This window comes from Propionivibrio soli (assembly GCF_025770765.1).
Classification (GTDB): domain Bacteria; phylum Pseudomonadota; class Gammaproteobacteria; order Burkholderiales; family Rhodocyclaceae; genus Propionivibrio; species Propionivibrio soli.
Genome location: NZ_JANZKY010000014.1, coordinates 114,477 through 128,921 on the forward strand (window position 1 = coordinate 114,477; position 14,445 = coordinate 128,921).

Below are 14,445 nucleotides of genomic sequence, written 5' to 3' on the forward strand. Positions count from 1 at the left end.
GGAACCCCGGAGGAATGTCGCCGGTAACGCGCGGGCCGCGCGGCCCGCGTGGATTCCCTTACTGTGTTTCGTAATCCTCCGGCGGTACGCAGGCACAGAACAGGTTGCGATCCCCATAGACGTCGTCGATCCGATTGACGGTCGGCCAGAACTTGTGGGCGGCAACCCAAGGCAACGGGAAGACGGCTTCGTGCCGGGTGTAAGGACGGTCCCAAGCGGCATCGACGATATCCGCCTGTGTGTGGGGCGCGTTCTTCAGCGGATTGTTGTCGGCCGGCCAGATGCCCTGTTCTATCTTGGCGATCTCGTTCCGAATAGACACCATCGCCGCGACGAAGCGGTCGAGTTCGGCTTTCGATTCGGATTCCGTAGGCTCGACCATGATCGTTCCGGCAACCGGGAAACTGACAGTCGGCGCGTGGAATCCGTAGTCTATCAAACGCTTGGCGATGTCGATTTCGGCGATGCCTGTCGCTGCCTTGATCGGGCGGATATCGAGGATGCATTCGTGGGCGACGCGCCCCTTCGTGCCGGTATAAAGAACCGGATAATGGTCCTTCAGTCGGGCGGCGACGTAATTGGCGTTGAGAATCGCCACCTCCGTTGCGCGCGTCAGCCCTTGACCGCCGAGCATGGCAATGTACATCCAGGAAATCGGCAGGATCGACGCCGAACCCCAAGGGGCGGCGGAAACGGCACCCTGGCCACGATTTGACCGGTCAGGTTCGCCCGTCGACTGCACTGCATGGTCGGGAAGGAAAGGGGCGAGGTGCGCTTTGACGCCAATCGGCCCCATGCCGGGCCCGCCACCGCCGTGGGGGATGGCGAACGTCTTATGCAGATTCATGTGGCTCACGTCGGCGCCGATCAACCCGGGCGACGTCAGCCCTACCTGCGCATTAAGGTTGGCACCGTCCATGTAGACCTGTCCGCCGTGCTGATGGACGATCGCGCAGATTTCGCGTACCGCTTCCTCGAAAACGCCATGCGTCGAGGGATAGGTAAGCATAAGGCAGGCGAGATTGGCGGCATGCTGCTCGGCTTTCGCCTTCAGATCCGCCACGTCCACGTTGCCGCTGTCATCACATCCGACGATGACAATTTGCAGTCCGGCCATCTGTGCCGAAGCTGGGTTGGTTCCATGCGCCGAACGGGGGATCAGGCACACATTACGGTGCGTTTCACCGCGACTGGCGTGATATCGGCGGATCGCCACGATGCCCGCGTATTCACCCTGCGCTCCCGAATTGGGTTGTAGGCTCACGGCGTCGAATCCGGTGATCGTCTTCAACCAGTCTTCGAGGCCGCGGATCATCTCGACGTAGCCCTTCGCCTGGTCGAGGGGAGCGAAAGGATGCAGGCCGGAAAACTCGGGCCAGCTGATCGGAATCATTTCGCTCGTTGCATTGAGTTTCATCGTGCACGAGCCGAGCGAGATCATTGATCGGTCGAGTGCGAGATCCTTGTCCTGCAGGCGCTTCAAATAGCGCAGCATCTCGTGCTCGGTGTGGTGGCTGTTGAACACCGGGTGGGTCAGAACGGCATCGGAGCGCCGCAACGTCGCCGGCAAGAACGGGTCGTTCGCCTGCAACTGAGCATCGAGCCCGTCGATGTCCACTGCGATGCCCGCGATCAGCTTGATCAGTTCGCCGACGTCTTCGCGCGTGGTTTTTTCATTGAATGCGATGCCGAGGACGCCGTTGCCAACGTTACGCAGATTGAAGCCGCTGGCCAGCGCCGCGTTGTACACGGAGACGGCCTTTGGACCAAGCTCGATGCGCAACGTATCGAATACACGAGTATTCAGGACTGTTACGCCGGCGCGCCTAACCGCTTCGCCGAATATCGCCGTCAGACGATGAATGCGTTCGGCAATAGCGCGTAACCCTTCCGGACCGTGGTACACGGCATACATGCCGGCCATGTTCGCGAGCAGCACTTGCGAAGTACAGATATTCGAGTTGGCCTTCTCGCGCCGGATGTGCTGCTCGCGCGTCTGCAGCGCCATGCGCAGGGCCTTGTTGCCCCGGGCATCGACCGACACGCCGATAATGCGCCCGGCCACCGAACGCTTGTGCTCGTCGCGCGTGGCAAAGAAGGCCGCGTGCGGTCCACCGAAGCCGAGTGGAATGCCGAAGCGTTGCGATGACCCGAACGCGATATCGGCACCCATTTCCCCTGGCGACTTGAGCAACACGAGGGCCATGAGATCCGAGGCAACAGCAACAACGCCACCGCGCGCCCTGATGGCGGCGATCGGTTCGGAGAGATCGGCGATTTCCCCGGTATCGTTCGGGTATTGCAGGATGGCTCCAAACACGTCGGCGTCTGCCGCTTCCTGCGGTGTTCCAAAAACCAGTTCGTAGCCGAAGTATCCGGCGCGCGTCTTGAGCACGTCGATCGTTTGCGGGAAGCACGCGGCGTCGACAAAGAAGGCGTTCGATTTCGACTTGCTCACGCGGCGCGCCATCGTCATCGCTTCGCCGGCCGCCGTCGCTTCGTCGAGCAGCGATGCATTGGCGAGTTCGAGCCCGGTAAGGTCGATCACCATCTGTTGATAGTTGAGCAGCGCCTCCAGCCGGCCCTGGGCGATTTCTGCCTGATAGGGTGTGTAGGCGGTATACCAGCCGGGGTTCTCCAACACGTTGCGCAGGATCACGTTCGGCGTGTAGGTATCCGAATAGCCCATTCCGATGAGCGACTTTTGGACGCGGTTCTTGCTCGCGATCGCTCTCAGGGCCGCGAGCGCTTCCGCTTCCGGACGCGGCCCGGGCAACGGGAGTGGCTGAGGTAAGCGAATCGCCGCTGGCACCGTTTCGTTGATCAAAGCGTCCAGCGATGACGCGCCGATCGCTTGCAGCATACGGTCAACGTCATCCGGCGACGAGCCGATATGGCGGGCGATAAATTCGTCACGTTTTTCGAGGGCGTTGAGGGAACGGGTCGATAAGGTCGATGGCATTCGTTTTGTCCGGCTCGGGCTGAAAAACTGCGGCGGGCAACGCATGGCGACCCGCCGCGAGGGAGTGAAAGCGCGGTTACTCGCTGGCGACAGCGGTGTAGCTGGTCGCGTCGAGGAGCCCGTCCACGTCGTTGGCGTTTGCCGGCTTCATGCGGAAGAGCCACGCGGCGTAAGCGTCGGCGTTCACCGATTCCGGCGCGTCGGCGAGCGCAGGATTGATTTCGGTAACCGTTCCGGCGACAGGAGCGTAAACATCGGCGGCCGCTTTCACTGACTCAACCACCGCGGCTTCCTGACCGGCGGCGAGGGTCTTGCCAACCTCGGGAAGATCGATGAAGACCAGATCGCCCAGGAGATCCTGTGCGTGCTCGGTGATGCCCACGGTGATCGAGCCGTCTGGCTCGCTGCGGACCCATTCGTGGCTCTGCGTGTATTTGAGGTTGCTGGGAACGTTCATGGTGGCTCCTTGGAGTTGTCTGCTGCCCGGGGATGAAATCGTTGGCGCGATACGCTCCGACCCTTACAGGTGGCGGAAAGCGAACGCCATTTACTTATTGTTCCTTGTTTGCGGCTTGCTGCGCCTAAATCAAGCCACGACCGTTGCGCACGAAACGCGGCTTGGTTACCCGCGCCGCGAGCTGCTTGTCTCGCACAGCGACATGGACGGTTTCGCCAATCGCTGTACCAAGCGGAAGCCGGGCGAGAGCGATTGATGTTTGTAGCGTGGGCGAGAAGGTCCCGCTGGTGATTTCGCCATCGCCATGCTCGCTGGTCACCGATTGATGTGCCCGCAGGACACCGCGATCGAGCAATACAAGGCCGAGAAAGTCGTACCGTTGAGGCTGCGCGAGCAGGGCGGCTTTGCCGACAAAGTCTCGGTCGGACGAAAGGTCGACGGTCCACGTAAGGCCCGCATCGAGCGGCGAGACATTCTCATCCATGTCCTGACCGTAGAGGTTCATACCGGCTTCAAGTCGCAGCGTGTCGCGTGCACCGAGGCCGATCGGAGGAACACCGGCGTCCAGCAGTGCCTGCCAAAAGGCTTGTGCTTTGCTGGCCGGCAAAGTGATCTCAAGGCCGTCTTCGCCCGTATAACCGGTGGTGGCAACAAAATAGTCGCCAACGCTTATGGAATGGAAGGGAGGAAGCGCCTCGCTGGCCGCTCGCGTCTCGGGGAGTACCTGCCAGACACGGCTTTTCGCGTTGGGACCCTGCACTGCGATGATCGCCAAATCGCGCCTTGGAAGACATGTCGCGGCAAGATTCCACTCCGCCAGGCGAGCATTCATCCAGGCGATGTCTTTCTCGGCGGTTCCGGCATTGATCACAACTCGGTATTGACCGTCTTCAACGAAGTAAACGATCAGGTCGTCGACGACGCCACCCGACGGATTGAGCATCGCACTGTATAACGCCTTGCCAGGCGTTTGTAGACGGCCGACGTTATTGGCGATCAGGCGGAGCAAGAACGTTTTTGCGTCGGGGCCTGCAACATCCAGCGCACACATGTGTGAGACGTCGAACATTCCGCAGTCGCGGCGCACGGCGTGATGTTCCTCGATTTGTGATCCGTAATGCAGCGGCATGTCCCAGCCGCCGAAGTCGACCATCTTGGCACCAAGGCGGCGGTGCATCTCGTTCAGGACGGTTTTCTGCGTCATGTCAATCCCTTGAATAGTGGTTACTGACCGGTTCGAAAGCAAAAAAGGGCGCAAAAAAAGGGCGAATTCGTAAACGAATTCACCCCCCTGTCCTGATACCTGAGAGATTGCCGCGAGCGGTTGTTGCTGCCGCCGCGTTGCCCCATCGGTGGGCGCTCGAGTTTCGGCGCCGCTCTCCAGAGTTCAATGCACGAACGGTCCTTTTGCCTGAGCGTTTCCGGGTGGATTGCGCCTTCGGCGGCGGGGATTCGCTGTTGCTAGTTCCACAACTCCGCTCTCTCCCGTTCGCGGGCCAAACTATAGCGCGACGCGGGGCAGGGCGGCAAGCTTGTGTCGCCCCATGCTCTCTCAAGGCGAGTGGTGCCTATTTTCCAGAGAAATCGGGCTTGCGTTTTTCGCGGAAGGCCCGGATGCCTTCGCGATAATCAGCGCTGTCATAGACGATGCGACGCATGCCCTGAATGCGCTCGAACAGGTCGGGCGTCACGGCATGCGCACTGGATAGCAGGCGCAGCGCATCTTTCATGACGGAGATGCTGAGCGGCGAGTTCTTGCCGATCCGCGTCGCCATGTCGACGACGAAAGTTTCAATCTCGTCTGCCGGCTTCATATAGTTGATGATGCCCAGATTGAATGCCTGCTCGGAGGGAATCGGCTGCGCCGTAAACAGCATTTCCTTGACGATCGGCAGTGGGATCATATTCACGAGCGTCATCAGGCCGCCGAGGTTGTAGGGAACGCCGAGTTTGGCCGGTGTGATGGCGAACGTCGACTCCGGCGTGGCTACCAGAATGTCGCAGGCCATCGCCACTTCACAGGCACCGCCCCAGACACTGCCCTCGACGAGCCCGATAATGGGAGTGGGGTACTCCTGGATGGCGCGGATGAGAATACGCAGTGGATCGTTCCAGCCCAGCGGATCGCGTCCGCCGTCGGGGAGTTCGTTAACATCGTGACCAGCCGACCAAACCTTGACTCCAGGTTGAGCGCGCAGGATGACGGCGCGGATGTCGAGAGCCCGGAATCCATCAAGGGCGGCGATGATTTCCTGGATTAACGCCTCGCTCAACGCGTTGCGCTTATCGGCGTGATCGAGGGTGATGATTCCGGTGGAGTCTCTCTTTTCCGTGATGATGAGTGCCATGGGTGATGCTGCCTTTCGCTGATGGAGGGAGTACAAAACTTGGGAGTGTACCGCCGACATCCATGCGGTGGAATGGCTCGCCACATGGAGGGAATTGCAGGCCGAGTGCTTTCTCGGAGGGCTGTCGCGCGGGGACGCTCGCGCAACGCCGGGAGGCCCCCTTGTGGCGTGCAATGAGGCAAATTCAGGCTGATTTCCTGCGATGGCGTGGGAACAGAAAGCGTCGTCGAAGCAAAGTCTCGACGACGCGATCACTGACTAAAGCCGGTGATCGACTACTTCGATTGCAGGATGGTCAGGACTGTTTTGAGGTCGGTCGGGTCGGTGACGTACTTCGAATAGAGCTTGAGGGCATAGGCTTCGATGCCGCTCATGCCCAGATCGTTCTTTTCAATGATCACCGCGCCTTCCTTCTTCGCCTTGGCGAGGTCCCGCGCTTCAGCTTCCGCCCACAATTTCTTCATCAGGACGTTGGATTCGGCCGCAGCTGTCATCATGGCTTTCTGCTGCTCGGGGTTCAAGCTGTCCCAGGATTTCTTCGAGATGAGCAAGACTTCGGGCACCGACGAGTGCTCGTCGAAACTGTAGTAACGCGCGTACTTGTAGTGCTCCGCCGAGACGTACGACGGAATATTGTTCTCCGCACCGTCAATCTCGCCGGTGCGCAACGCATCGAGCACCTTGTCGTAGGGGAGCACGACCGGCGTACCGCCGAGCAGCGTGATCATGTCCTTGTACACGGGGGAGCCCTGAACGCGGATTTTTTGCCCGTCGAAGTCCGACCGTACGCGTATCGGCTTCTTCGTTGTGTAAAAGGAGCGCGTGCCGCTGTCGTAGTAGGTCAGTAGTACCGCTCCCGTCTTGGCGATTTCATTCTCAAGACGTTTGCCGAAATCGCCACTCAGCACATGCCACATGTGGTCGCGGGAACGGAACAGATAAGGCAGGCCGAGAAGCTTTGCCGCAGGAACTTCGTTAACCAGGGTTGCGAAGTTGATGCGTGTCATGTCGAGCGAAGCGGCGCGGATGTTTTTCCATGCCGCGTCTTCGTTGCCGAGTTGACCGCTGTGCTTGAGTTGGATATTGATCTCGCCGTTGGTCAGTTCCGCCACGCGACGCACCAACAGTTCTTCGGATTTGACGATCGGGTGCGTAGGCGGATGTGCTTCCGCCAAGACCAGATCCCGGGCGGTTGCCGTCCCGGATTGCAATACCGCCATCGCGAGGAGCAGGGCGATACTTAGTGAACTGCGAACTCTTCGATTCATGAAACCTCCCGTTTTTGATTTCGACCCATGCGTCGTTTGGCCGTGGCTCCTCCTTCCACAGCTAACGCGCCCACTTTACAACAATCGCACCGAGGGGGAACGGGAGGGGCAGGAAAAACGAAGGGTACCGGAAGCCGATACGCCTCCGGTCGGTAACAACCGGCTTGGCGTTTTCGCGGAGAGGTGTTGGGGCATTTCTGCGAACGGCGACAAGCCGGGAGGATTAGGCTTGGATATGGCTTACTTCGATTGCAGGATAGTCAGTACCGTTTCCAAATCGCGTGGATCAGCTGCGTACTTCGAGTACAGTTTCAGCGCGTATGCTTCGATTCCCGCCATTCCGAGGTCGCCTTTGTCGATGACTACGGCGCCTTCCTTCTTGGCCTTGGCGAGCGCTTGGGCTTCGGCTTCGGCCCATAGTCGCTTCATGTGGGTGGACGACTCTTCGGACGCTTGCATGACCGCCTTCTTCTGATCGGCACTCAGCGTATCCCACGCCTTCTTCGACATCAGAAGCACTTCCGGCACCGACGAATGTTCGTCGAAAACGTAATAGCGCGCGTATTTGTGATGCTCGCTCGACACGTACGACGGGAGATTGTTCTCGGCACCGTCGATTTCGCCATTCTTGAACGCGTCGATCACCTTGTCGTAACCGATCACGACGGGTGTGCCACCGAGGAGAGTAATGAGGTCCTTGTACACCGGCGAGTTCTGGATTCGGATGCGTTGTCCCTCAAAATCCGCGCGCACTCGCAAAGGCTTCTTTGTTGTGTAAAAAGAGCGGGTACCACTGTCGTAATAAGCAAGAACCACAGCGCCAGTTTTCTCCACCTCCGCGGCAACCCGCTTGCCGAAATCACCCGCGAGCACCCGCCACATATGATCGCGGGTACGGAAAAGATACGGCAGGCTCAGCAGTTTGGCGGCGGGAACGTCGTTTACGAGTACACCGAGATTGACGCGCGCGATATCGAGCGAGCCGCCGCGTACCTTGTCCCAGTACTGATTCTCATTGCCGAGTTGCCCGCTATGCTTGATGGTGATCTTCAATGCACCGAGCGTCAGTTCGTCCAGGCGGCTGGCGAGAAGTTCTTCGGACTTGACGATGATATGGCCTTGCGGGTGGACCTCCGCCGCTATGAGTTCACGGGCGCAAGCTGTCGGACCGGTGGCCCCGAGTAGTGCGAGGAATATCGACAAAACACCCAAAGAACGCTGCATGATTCGCTTCATGGCTCCTCCCAAGATCGAAATAAATAGTTATGGCGAGCCTTCGGTTTTTGGGCTCGTTTTTGGTCAGGCCACTTTACAACATTCAGTTGCCGTTTGGGATATCTGGCTGGGCCTGAGCGAACGTCTGCTCGACGGCCGGCCGCAAGGGGGGGTTAAAGCGCTGTGCTATCATCGCGCGCTTAAGTTCCTCCGCAAGGCCAATTCCCTAGTGTTCAAGGTTGATCTTCACTGCCACTCCACGGCGTCCGACGGACTGCTTCCCGCAGCCGAGGTGGCGCGCCGCGCCCTCCAAAACGGCGTCGAGTTGTTCTCTCTGACCGATCACGACGATCTCGGCGGCCTATCGGCGGCGCGGTCCGTGGTCAACGAAGCGGGGGCCGGGTTTGTAACGGGAGTCGAGGTGTCGATCGAGTGGGGCGGTTTGCAGATTCACGTTCTCGGTTTCAACTTCGACGCCGAGGACGCGGCTCTGAACGCCGGCTTGGCGTCGATTCGCTCCGGACGCGTAAACCGCGCACAGCGGATGGCGGCCGAGCTCGAGAAAGTTGGCATCCCGGGCTGTTTCGAGGGTGCGATGCGTTACGCCGAAAATCCAAACTTGATCAGTCGCTCGCACTTTGCGCGTTATCTCGTGGAAATCGGCGTATGCGAGGATGTGCGCAGCGTCTTCGAATCGTACATCGTTCCCGGAAAACCGGGTTACGTGGATCACCGCTGGGCGACGCTGGAAGAATCCGTGAACTGGATTACCGGAGCCGGTGGCGTCGCATCCGTCGCGCACCCCGGGCGCTACAAACTCACCAAATCCGAAATGCGCCGGTTTCTCGACGAGTTCAAGAGCGTCGGCGGTCGGGCGATCGAGGTCGTCTCCGGAAGCCACTCAGCGGAAAACGTCGCGGTGTTTTCCCGCATCGCGCGCGAGTTCAGCTTCATGGCTTCGTGCGGGTCGGATTACCACGGTCCCGGCGAAAGCTATATGGAACTCGGCGCCCTGGCCCCTTTGCCCTCCGACCTCGTACCGGTATGGAAAGCCTTCTGAAATGGCCCGGTATGTTTCGATCCATCCGCAGGATCCGCAACCTCGCGTCCTGAGCCAGGTGACCGAGGTTCTGCGCGAGAGCGGTGTCGTCGCGATTCCGACTGATTCGTGCTATGCCTTGGGCTGCTGCCTGGGCGACAAGGGCGCGGTCGAGCGCATACGCCGTATCCGCGGCGTCGATGACCGGCACCACCTGACCCTGATGTGCCGGGATCTCTCGCAGATCGCACAATTTGCCCGGGTCGACAACGCCCAGTATCGATTGCTCAAGGCGACGACTCCCGGTAGCTACACCTTCATTCTTGAGGGAACTAAGGAGCTGCCGCGACGGGTATTGCATCCGAAGCGGAAGACGATCGGCTTGCGCGTTCCCGCCAGTACGGTCGCCCTTGCCCTGCTCGAAGAGCTTGGTGAGCCCCTGCTGACCTCGACCCTGCTGCTGCCTGGCGATGAGAATCCGCTGACGGAGGGGTGGGAAATTCAGGACCGGCTCGACGACCAGATCGATTTGATCCTCGATGCCGGCCAATGCGGGACCGAGCCGACCACGGTGATTGACTTGACCCACCTGCCGCCCGAGTTGATACGGCGCGGGCGGGGTGACCTTGAACCGTTCGGCTTGGAATAGTTGTTCCCGTGGACGCCGTCCTGATCCAGACCATCGCCATTGCGGCGTTGCCCGTGATTTTCGCGATCACGCTGCATGAGGCCGCGCACGGCTATGCGGCGCGCCACTTCGGCGATCCGACTGCCTGGCTCGCCGGCCGAATCAGCCTGAACCCGGCGCGGCATATTGATCCCATTGGTACCCTACTGGTGCCCGGGGTGATTCTGGCGATGAGTTACATGGCTGCGGGAAGTGCGATGCTCTTCGGGTGGGCCAAGCCCGTGCCGGTCAACTTTGGACAACTGCGCCATCCCAAGCGAGATATGTTGTGGGTGGCGGCGGCCGGACCGGCGACCAATCTCTTGATGGCGATCGGCTGGGCGGCGATGTTCAAGTTCAATCTCGCGATTTCGCCGCACGTGTTTACGGTGCCGCTCGCGGAGATGAGCCGGATCGGACTCAACGTGAACCTCGTGCTGATGGTTCTCAACCTGCTGCCGTTGCCCCCGCTTGACGGTGGCCGGATCGCCGTCAGCCTGCTTCCTTATCCAGCGGCCGTACGTTTTGCCGCGCTCGAGCGTTGGGGCTTCCCGGTCCTTCTTGTCCTGATGTTTACCGGTATCCTTGGCGACGTCATGGGTCCCTTCGTGGCCTTGTTCCGGCACCTGATCATTCTTCTCTTCCAGCTAAACTGACAATTATGTACGCAGAACGAGTTCTTTCCGGCATGCGGCCGACTGGCAGCTTGCACCTGGGCCACTATCACGGCGTCCTGAAAAACTGGGTCAAGCTCCAGCACGAATATCCGTGCCTGTTTTTCGTCGCCGACTGGCATGCGCTGACGACGAGTTATGACGATCCTCGGGGAATCGAAAAGGCGGCGTGGGAGATGGTCATTGACTGGCTGGCTGCCGGGGTTGATCCGACGAAGGCTACGCTGTTCGTTCAATCCCAAGTAATCGAGCACGCCGAACTGCATCTCCTGCTCTCGATGATGACCCCGCTCGGCTGGCTCGAACGCGTCCCGACCTATAAGGATCAGCAGCAAAAGCTGTCCACCAAGGACTTGTCGACCTACGGCTTCCTCGGCTATCCGCTGCTGATGAGTTCGGACATCCTGATTTACCGTGCCGACAAGGTACCGGTCGGCGAAGACCAGGTGCCGCACGTCGAGTTCACGCGCGAACTGGCGCGCCGTTTCAATCACATGTACGGCCGTGAGCCCGGTTTCGAGGACAAGGCGAAGGAAGCGGTCAAGAAGTTGGGAAGCAAGAACGCCCGTTCGTTTGAGCACTTCCGCAAGCGCTTCCAGCAAGAAGGCGATGCGGGCGCTATCGAGCGTGCGAAGGCGTTGCTCGACGAGACGCCGTCGTTGCTTCTGGAAGACCGTGAGCGCCTCCTTGGCTATGTTGAAGGGACGGGCAAGATGATTCTGGTCGAACCTGGCGCGCTGCTGACGGAAGCGTCGAAAATGCCGGGGCTCGACGGCCAGAAGATGTCCAAGTCTTACAACAACACGATCACGCTCCGCGAGGACGAGGCATCGGTCGTGCAGAAAATCCGCCGCATGCCGACCGACCCGGCGCGTGTCAAGCGTACCGATCCCGGCAACCCCGAGAAGTGCCCGGTGTGGCAGTTGCACGAAGTCTATTCAGACGAGCCGTGCAAGGCGTGGGTCCAGCAGGGCTGCCGCAGTGCAGGCATCGGTTGCCTGGAATGCAAGCAGCCCGTGATCGACGGCATCCTGCGCGAACAAGCGCCGATGCGCGAGCGCGCCCAGACATATCTCGACAACCCGGGGCTGGTGAAGGACATCATCGCCGACGGTAGTGCGAAGGCGCGCACGCTGGCGCAAGAAACGATGCGCGACGTACGTGAGGTGATGGGTTTGAGTTACCGCTGAACGCTGGCGTAGCGGACATTCAATGAGCGAAGAAGTAGACATCGTCGATCAAGCGGATGGGGAACAGGCCGAACCTGTGGCCGAGGTACCCGTGGAACCCTTTGCGCGCATTTACGGCGAGCCGATGGTTCAGATGCCGCTCGACCTTTATATTCCGCCCGACGCCATGGCGGTGATGCTCGACGCTTTTGAAGGCCCGCTCGACCTGCTTCTTTACCTGATCCGCAAAGCGAACATCAACGTCCTCGACATTCCGATGGCGCCGCTTACCGAGCAGTACCTGACCTATGTGGAGGCGATGCGCTCGCAGAACCTCGAGCTGGCGGCCGATTACCTCGTCATGGCGGCGATGCTGATCGAGATCAAATCGCGCATGCTGCTGCCGAAGACACGAGTCAGCGAAGGCGAGGAAGCGGAAGATCCGCGCGCCGAACTCGTCCGACGCCTGATTGAGTACGAGCAGATGAAGCTGGCGGCACACAAACTCGATGAAATCCCGCAGGCCGAACGCGACTTCGACTGGGTCGAGGTCTGGGTCGAGAAATCACTCTTGCAACGCTTGCCTGACGTCTCACCTGACGACTTGCGCGAGGCATGGTCGGCGATCGTGCGCCAGGCGAAGCTCCACACGCGTCATACGATCCAGCGCGAAGAGCTGTCGGTACGCGAGCATATGGGCCAGATCCTGCGGTTTCTCCGCGATACGGACGGCTTTGTCGAGTTCGCTGACATCTTCGATCCGACGCTCGGAGCCCCGGTCGTCGTCGTGCACTTCCTGGCGATGCTCGAACTTGCTCGCGAACGCTTGCTGGAGATGACGCAAACCGAACCCTTCGCTCCGATTTATGTGAGGTTGACCGATGGACGAACCGAACGACACACCGAATCCGAGTCAAGCGAATGACCCTGTTGCGATGCCGACGGTCGAGATTCCTGAGGTGACTGAGACGGCCGAAACGTCGCCTATCGCCGAGCGCATCACCGAGGAAACCGCCGGTGCGGACGATGTCGCTCGCCCAGAAACGTCGCAGCAGGTGTCGGTGGCCGGCGTGCTGAATAATCCCGCCGAGACGAAACGCGTCCTCGAAGCCGTATTGCTCAGCGCTTCCCAACCCTTGTCAGTGTCCGAGCTGAGGAAGGTCTTCATCGAGGAGATCGGCGCCGACGTCGTGCGTGTCCTGCTCGACGAACTTCGTGCCGAATGGGCTGAACGCCCGCTCGAACTCATTCAGGTGGCGAGCGGGTGGCGTTTCCGTACGCGCGCCGAATACCTGCCGTACATCGATCGGCTCAATCCGGAGAAGCCGCCCAAATACTCGCGCGCGGTACTCGAAACGCTGGCCATCATCGCTTACCGCCAGCCGGTTACGCGCGGGGATATCGAAGAGATTCGCGGCGTGACCGTCGCCTCACAGATCATCAAGGTTCTCGAGGAACGCGGCTGGGTCGACGTCGTCGGCCATCGCGATACGCCGGGTCGACCGGCACTGCTGGCGACGACAAAGAAGTTCCTCGATGACCTCGGTCTGCGCAGTGTGACCGAGTTGCCGCCCCTTGAGATGATCAACCAATCACTGGATTTTTCCGATGCCGACCAAACCGCGTAAGACGCCTTTCCGCCCTCCGACAGGAACACCGGCGCCTGCGCGCCGGAACGCGCCGCCAAGCCACGCGCGCGGGATACCCGATGCGGAGGAAGATCGCGCAACCTCCACTGAGCCGAGAGTTCGACGCGGGCCTTCGGAACGCACGCAACCACATTCGAAGCGCATGCGGCATCAGGAAGCGCCTGCGAAACCCGAGCGCCTTCACAAGCTGCTCGCACAGAGCGGCTTTGGTTCGCGGCGAGAGATGGAGGAATTGATCGCCGCCGGTCGCGTCAGCGTGAACGGGGAAACGGCGCAGGTTGGGCAATCGGCCAATCCTGGGGACCGGGTGAAGGTCAACGGAAAGCTTGTCAATCTTCGCTTTGCGAACCGCTTGCCGCGCGTCATCATCTACCACAAGCCCGAGGGCGAGATCGTTTCACGCGACGACCCGGACCGCCGGCCGACCGTCTTCACGTCGCTGCCGCGCCTCGCCGGCGCACGTTGGGTGGCCATCGGACGTCTCGATTTCAATACCAGCGGCTTGCTGCTTTTCACCACGTCGGGCGAACTCGCGAATCGGCTCATGCACCCACGGTACAACCTCGTCCGGGAGTATGCCGTTCGCGTGCTGGGCGAATTGCCTGACGAGGCTCGCCAGCGCTTACTCGATGGCGTCGAACTCGACGACGGCATCGCCCAGTTTGCGACTTTCATGGAGGCCGGCGGCGATGGCGCCAATCGCTGGTATCGCGTCTCACTCTTCGAAGGACGTAACCGGGAAGTCAGGCGAATGTTCGAAGCGGTCGGCGTCACCGTAAGCCGGTTGATGCGTGTCCGCTATGGTCCTTTCGTGTTGCCGCCCAATCTCAAGCGTGGTCAGGTGCTTGAACTTGGCGAGACGGAGGTGCGCAAGTTGCTCACCGAGTTTGGGGTTGAGGCACCGACGGCTATGCGCTCCAAGGTGGTGCGGGAGCGGCCGGCAGGACCGGCGAGGGCTACCACGGCGCGTCGCCGCAATCCGTAACGTCATCGCTTT

13 protein-coding genes and 2 riboswitches are annotated in these 14,445 nt (G+C 60.3%); of the genes, 7 read left to right on the plus strand and 6 right to left on the minus strand.

Going from position 1 to position 14,445, the window contains the following annotated elements; translation table 11 throughout:
* Positions 1 to 58 precede the first annotated feature (58 nt).
* The 6 genes from gcvP to dctP form a co-directional block, all read right to left on the minus strand.
* Positions 59 to 2,962: an aminomethyl-transferring glycine dehydrogenase gene (gene gcvP, locus NZ453_RS16695; RefSeq protein ID WP_263771879.1), complete on the minus strand. Its 2,904-nt coding sequence runs from the start codon at positions 2,960 to 2,962 to the stop codon at positions 59 to 61.
* A gap of 76 nt (positions 2,963 to 3,038) precedes the next feature.
* Positions 3,039 to 3,419 (minus strand): glycine cleavage system protein GcvH, encoded by a 381-nt coding sequence (gene gcvH / locus NZ453_RS16700; RefSeq protein WP_263771881.1) that lies wholly within the window; start codon positions 3,417 to 3,419, stop codon positions 3,039 to 3,041.
* Between the two features lie 124 nt (positions 3,420 to 3,543).
* Positions 3,544 to 4,623: a glycine cleavage system aminomethyltransferase GcvT gene (gene gcvT / locus NZ453_RS16705; protein WP_263771882.1), complete on the minus strand. Its 1,080-nt coding sequence runs from the start codon at positions 4,621 to 4,623 to the stop codon at positions 3,544 to 3,546.
* 85 nt (positions 4,624 to 4,708) lie between these two features.
* Positions 4,709 to 4,805: riboswitch (glycine riboswitch) on the minus strand.
* 3 nt (positions 4,806 to 4,808) lie between these two features.
* A riboswitch (glycine riboswitch) is annotated at positions 4,809 to 4,917 on the minus strand.
* Positions 4,918 to 4,987: 70 nt separating this feature from the next.
* Positions 4,988 to 5,767: a methylmalonyl-CoA decarboxylase gene (gene scpB / locus NZ453_RS16710; RefSeq protein ID WP_263771883.1), complete on the minus strand. Its 780-nt coding sequence runs from the start codon at positions 5,765 to 5,767 to the stop codon at positions 4,988 to 4,990.
* Positions 5,768 to 6,042: 275 nt separating this feature from the next.
* A complete protein-coding gene (locus tag NZ453_RS16715; protein ID WP_263771884.1) occupies positions 6,043 to 7,035 on the minus strand; it encodes a TRAP transporter substrate-binding protein in 993 nt (330 codons plus the stop codon).
* A 240-nt stretch (positions 7,036 to 7,275) separates the two neighbouring features.
* Positions 7,276 to 8,271: a TRAP transporter substrate-binding protein DctP gene (gene dctP, locus NZ453_RS16720; protein ID WP_263771885.1), complete on the minus strand. Its 996-nt coding sequence runs from the start codon at positions 8,269 to 8,271 to the stop codon at positions 7,276 to 7,278.
* Here dctP and NZ453_RS16725 point away from each other — a divergent pair.
* From NZ453_RS16725 to rluB, 7 genes are all read left to right on the plus strand, one after another.
* Positions 8,270 to 9,310: a 3',5'-nucleoside bisphosphate phosphatase gene (locus tag NZ453_RS16725; protein ID WP_338051174.1), complete on the plus strand. Its 1,041-nt coding sequence runs from the start codon at positions 8,270 to 8,272 to the stop codon at positions 9,308 to 9,310. The two genes, dctP and NZ453_RS16725, sit on opposite strands and share 2 nt — an antisense overlap.
* A gap of 1 nt (position 9,311) precedes the next feature.
* Positions 9,312 to 9,938 (plus strand): L-threonylcarbamoyladenylate synthase, encoded by a 627-nt coding sequence (locus NZ453_RS16730; protein ID WP_263771887.1) that lies wholly within the window; start codon positions 9,312 to 9,314, stop codon positions 9,936 to 9,938.
* 8 nt (positions 9,939 to 9,946) lie between these two features.
* The gene (locus tag NZ453_RS16735) at positions 9,947 to 10,612 is read left to right on the plus strand and encodes a site-2 protease family protein (protein WP_263771888.1); all 666 of its coding nucleotides are present in this window, start codon (positions 9,947 to 9,949) and stop codon (positions 10,610 to 10,612) included.
* A 5-nt stretch (positions 10,613 to 10,617) separates the two neighbouring features.
* The gene (locus tag NZ453_RS16740) at positions 10,618 to 11,820 is read left to right on the plus strand and encodes a tryptophan--tRNA ligase (protein ID WP_263771889.1); all 1,203 of its coding nucleotides are present in this window, start codon (positions 10,618 to 10,620) and stop codon (positions 11,818 to 11,820) included.
* A gap of 22 nt (positions 11,821 to 11,842) precedes the next feature.
* Entirely contained in the window at positions 11,843 to 12,724 is an 882-nt protein-coding gene (locus NZ453_RS16745; protein ID WP_263771890.1) for a segregation and condensation protein A, read from the plus strand.
* Positions 12,725 to 12,734: 10 nt separating this feature from the next.
* Positions 12,735 to 13,427 carry an SMC-Scp complex subunit ScpB gene (gene scpB / locus NZ453_RS16750; RefSeq protein ID WP_420851679.1) on the plus strand — a complete coding sequence of 231 codons (693 nt, stop codon included), beginning with the start codon at positions 12,735 to 12,737 and terminating at the stop codon, positions 13,425 to 13,427.
* A gap of 163 nt (positions 13,428 to 13,590) precedes the next feature.
* The gene (rluB, locus tag NZ453_RS16755; protein ID WP_338051175.1) at positions 13,591 to 14,433 is read left to right on the plus strand and encodes a 23S rRNA pseudouridine(2605) synthase RluB; all 843 of its coding nucleotides are present in this window, start codon (positions 13,591 to 13,593) and stop codon (positions 14,431 to 14,433) included.
* Positions 14,434 to 14,445 lie beyond the last annotated feature (12 nt).

What these genes read in the sequence shown, in the direction of transcription:
- gcvP (WP_263771879.1), bottom strand. Translation starts at nt 2,962, where the DNA reads ATGCCATCGACCTTATCGACCCGTTCCCTCAACGCCCTCGAAAAACGT.
- gcvH (WP_263771881.1), bottom strand. Translation starts at nt 3,419, where the DNA reads ATGAACGTTCCCAGCAACCTCAAATACACGCAGAGCCACGAATGGGTC.
- gcvT (WP_263771882.1), bottom strand. Translation starts at nt 4,623, where the DNA reads ATGACGCAGAAAACCGTCCTGAACGAGATGCACCGCCGCCTTGGTGCC.
- scpB (WP_263771883.1), bottom strand. Translation starts at nt 5,767, where the DNA reads ATGGCACTCATCATCACGGAAAAGAGAGACTCCACCGGAATCATCACC.
- NZ453_RS16715 (WP_263771884.1), bottom strand. Translation starts at nt 7,035, where the DNA reads ATGAATCGAAGAGTTCGCAGTTCACTAAGTATCGCCCTGCTCCTCGCG.
- NZ453_RS16725 (WP_338051174.1), top strand. Translation starts at nt 8,270, where the DNA reads ATGGCTCCTCCCAAGATCGAAATAAATAGTTATGGCGAGCCTTCGGTT.
- dctP (WP_263771885.1), bottom strand. Translation starts at nt 8,271, where the DNA reads ATGAAGCGAATCATGCAGCGTTCTTTGGGTGTTTTGTCGATATTCCTC.
- NZ453_RS16730 (WP_263771887.1), top strand. Translation starts at nt 9,312, where the DNA reads ATGGCCCGGTATGTTTCGATCCATCCGCAGGATCCGCAACCTCGCGTC.
- NZ453_RS16740 (WP_263771889.1), top strand. Translation starts at nt 10,618, where the DNA reads ATGTACGCAGAACGAGTTCTTTCCGGCATGCGGCCGACTGGCAGCTTG.
- NZ453_RS16745 (WP_263771890.1), top strand. Translation starts at nt 11,843, where the DNA reads ATGAGCGAAGAAGTAGACATCGTCGATCAAGCGGATGGGGAACAGGCC.
- scpB (WP_420851679.1), top strand. Translation starts at nt 12,735, where the DNA reads ATGCCGACGGTCGAGATTCCTGAGGTGACTGAGACGGCCGAAACGTCG.
- rluB (WP_338051175.1), top strand. Translation starts at nt 13,591, where the DNA reads ATGCGGCATCAGGAAGCGCCTGCGAAACCCGAGCGCCTTCACAAGCTG.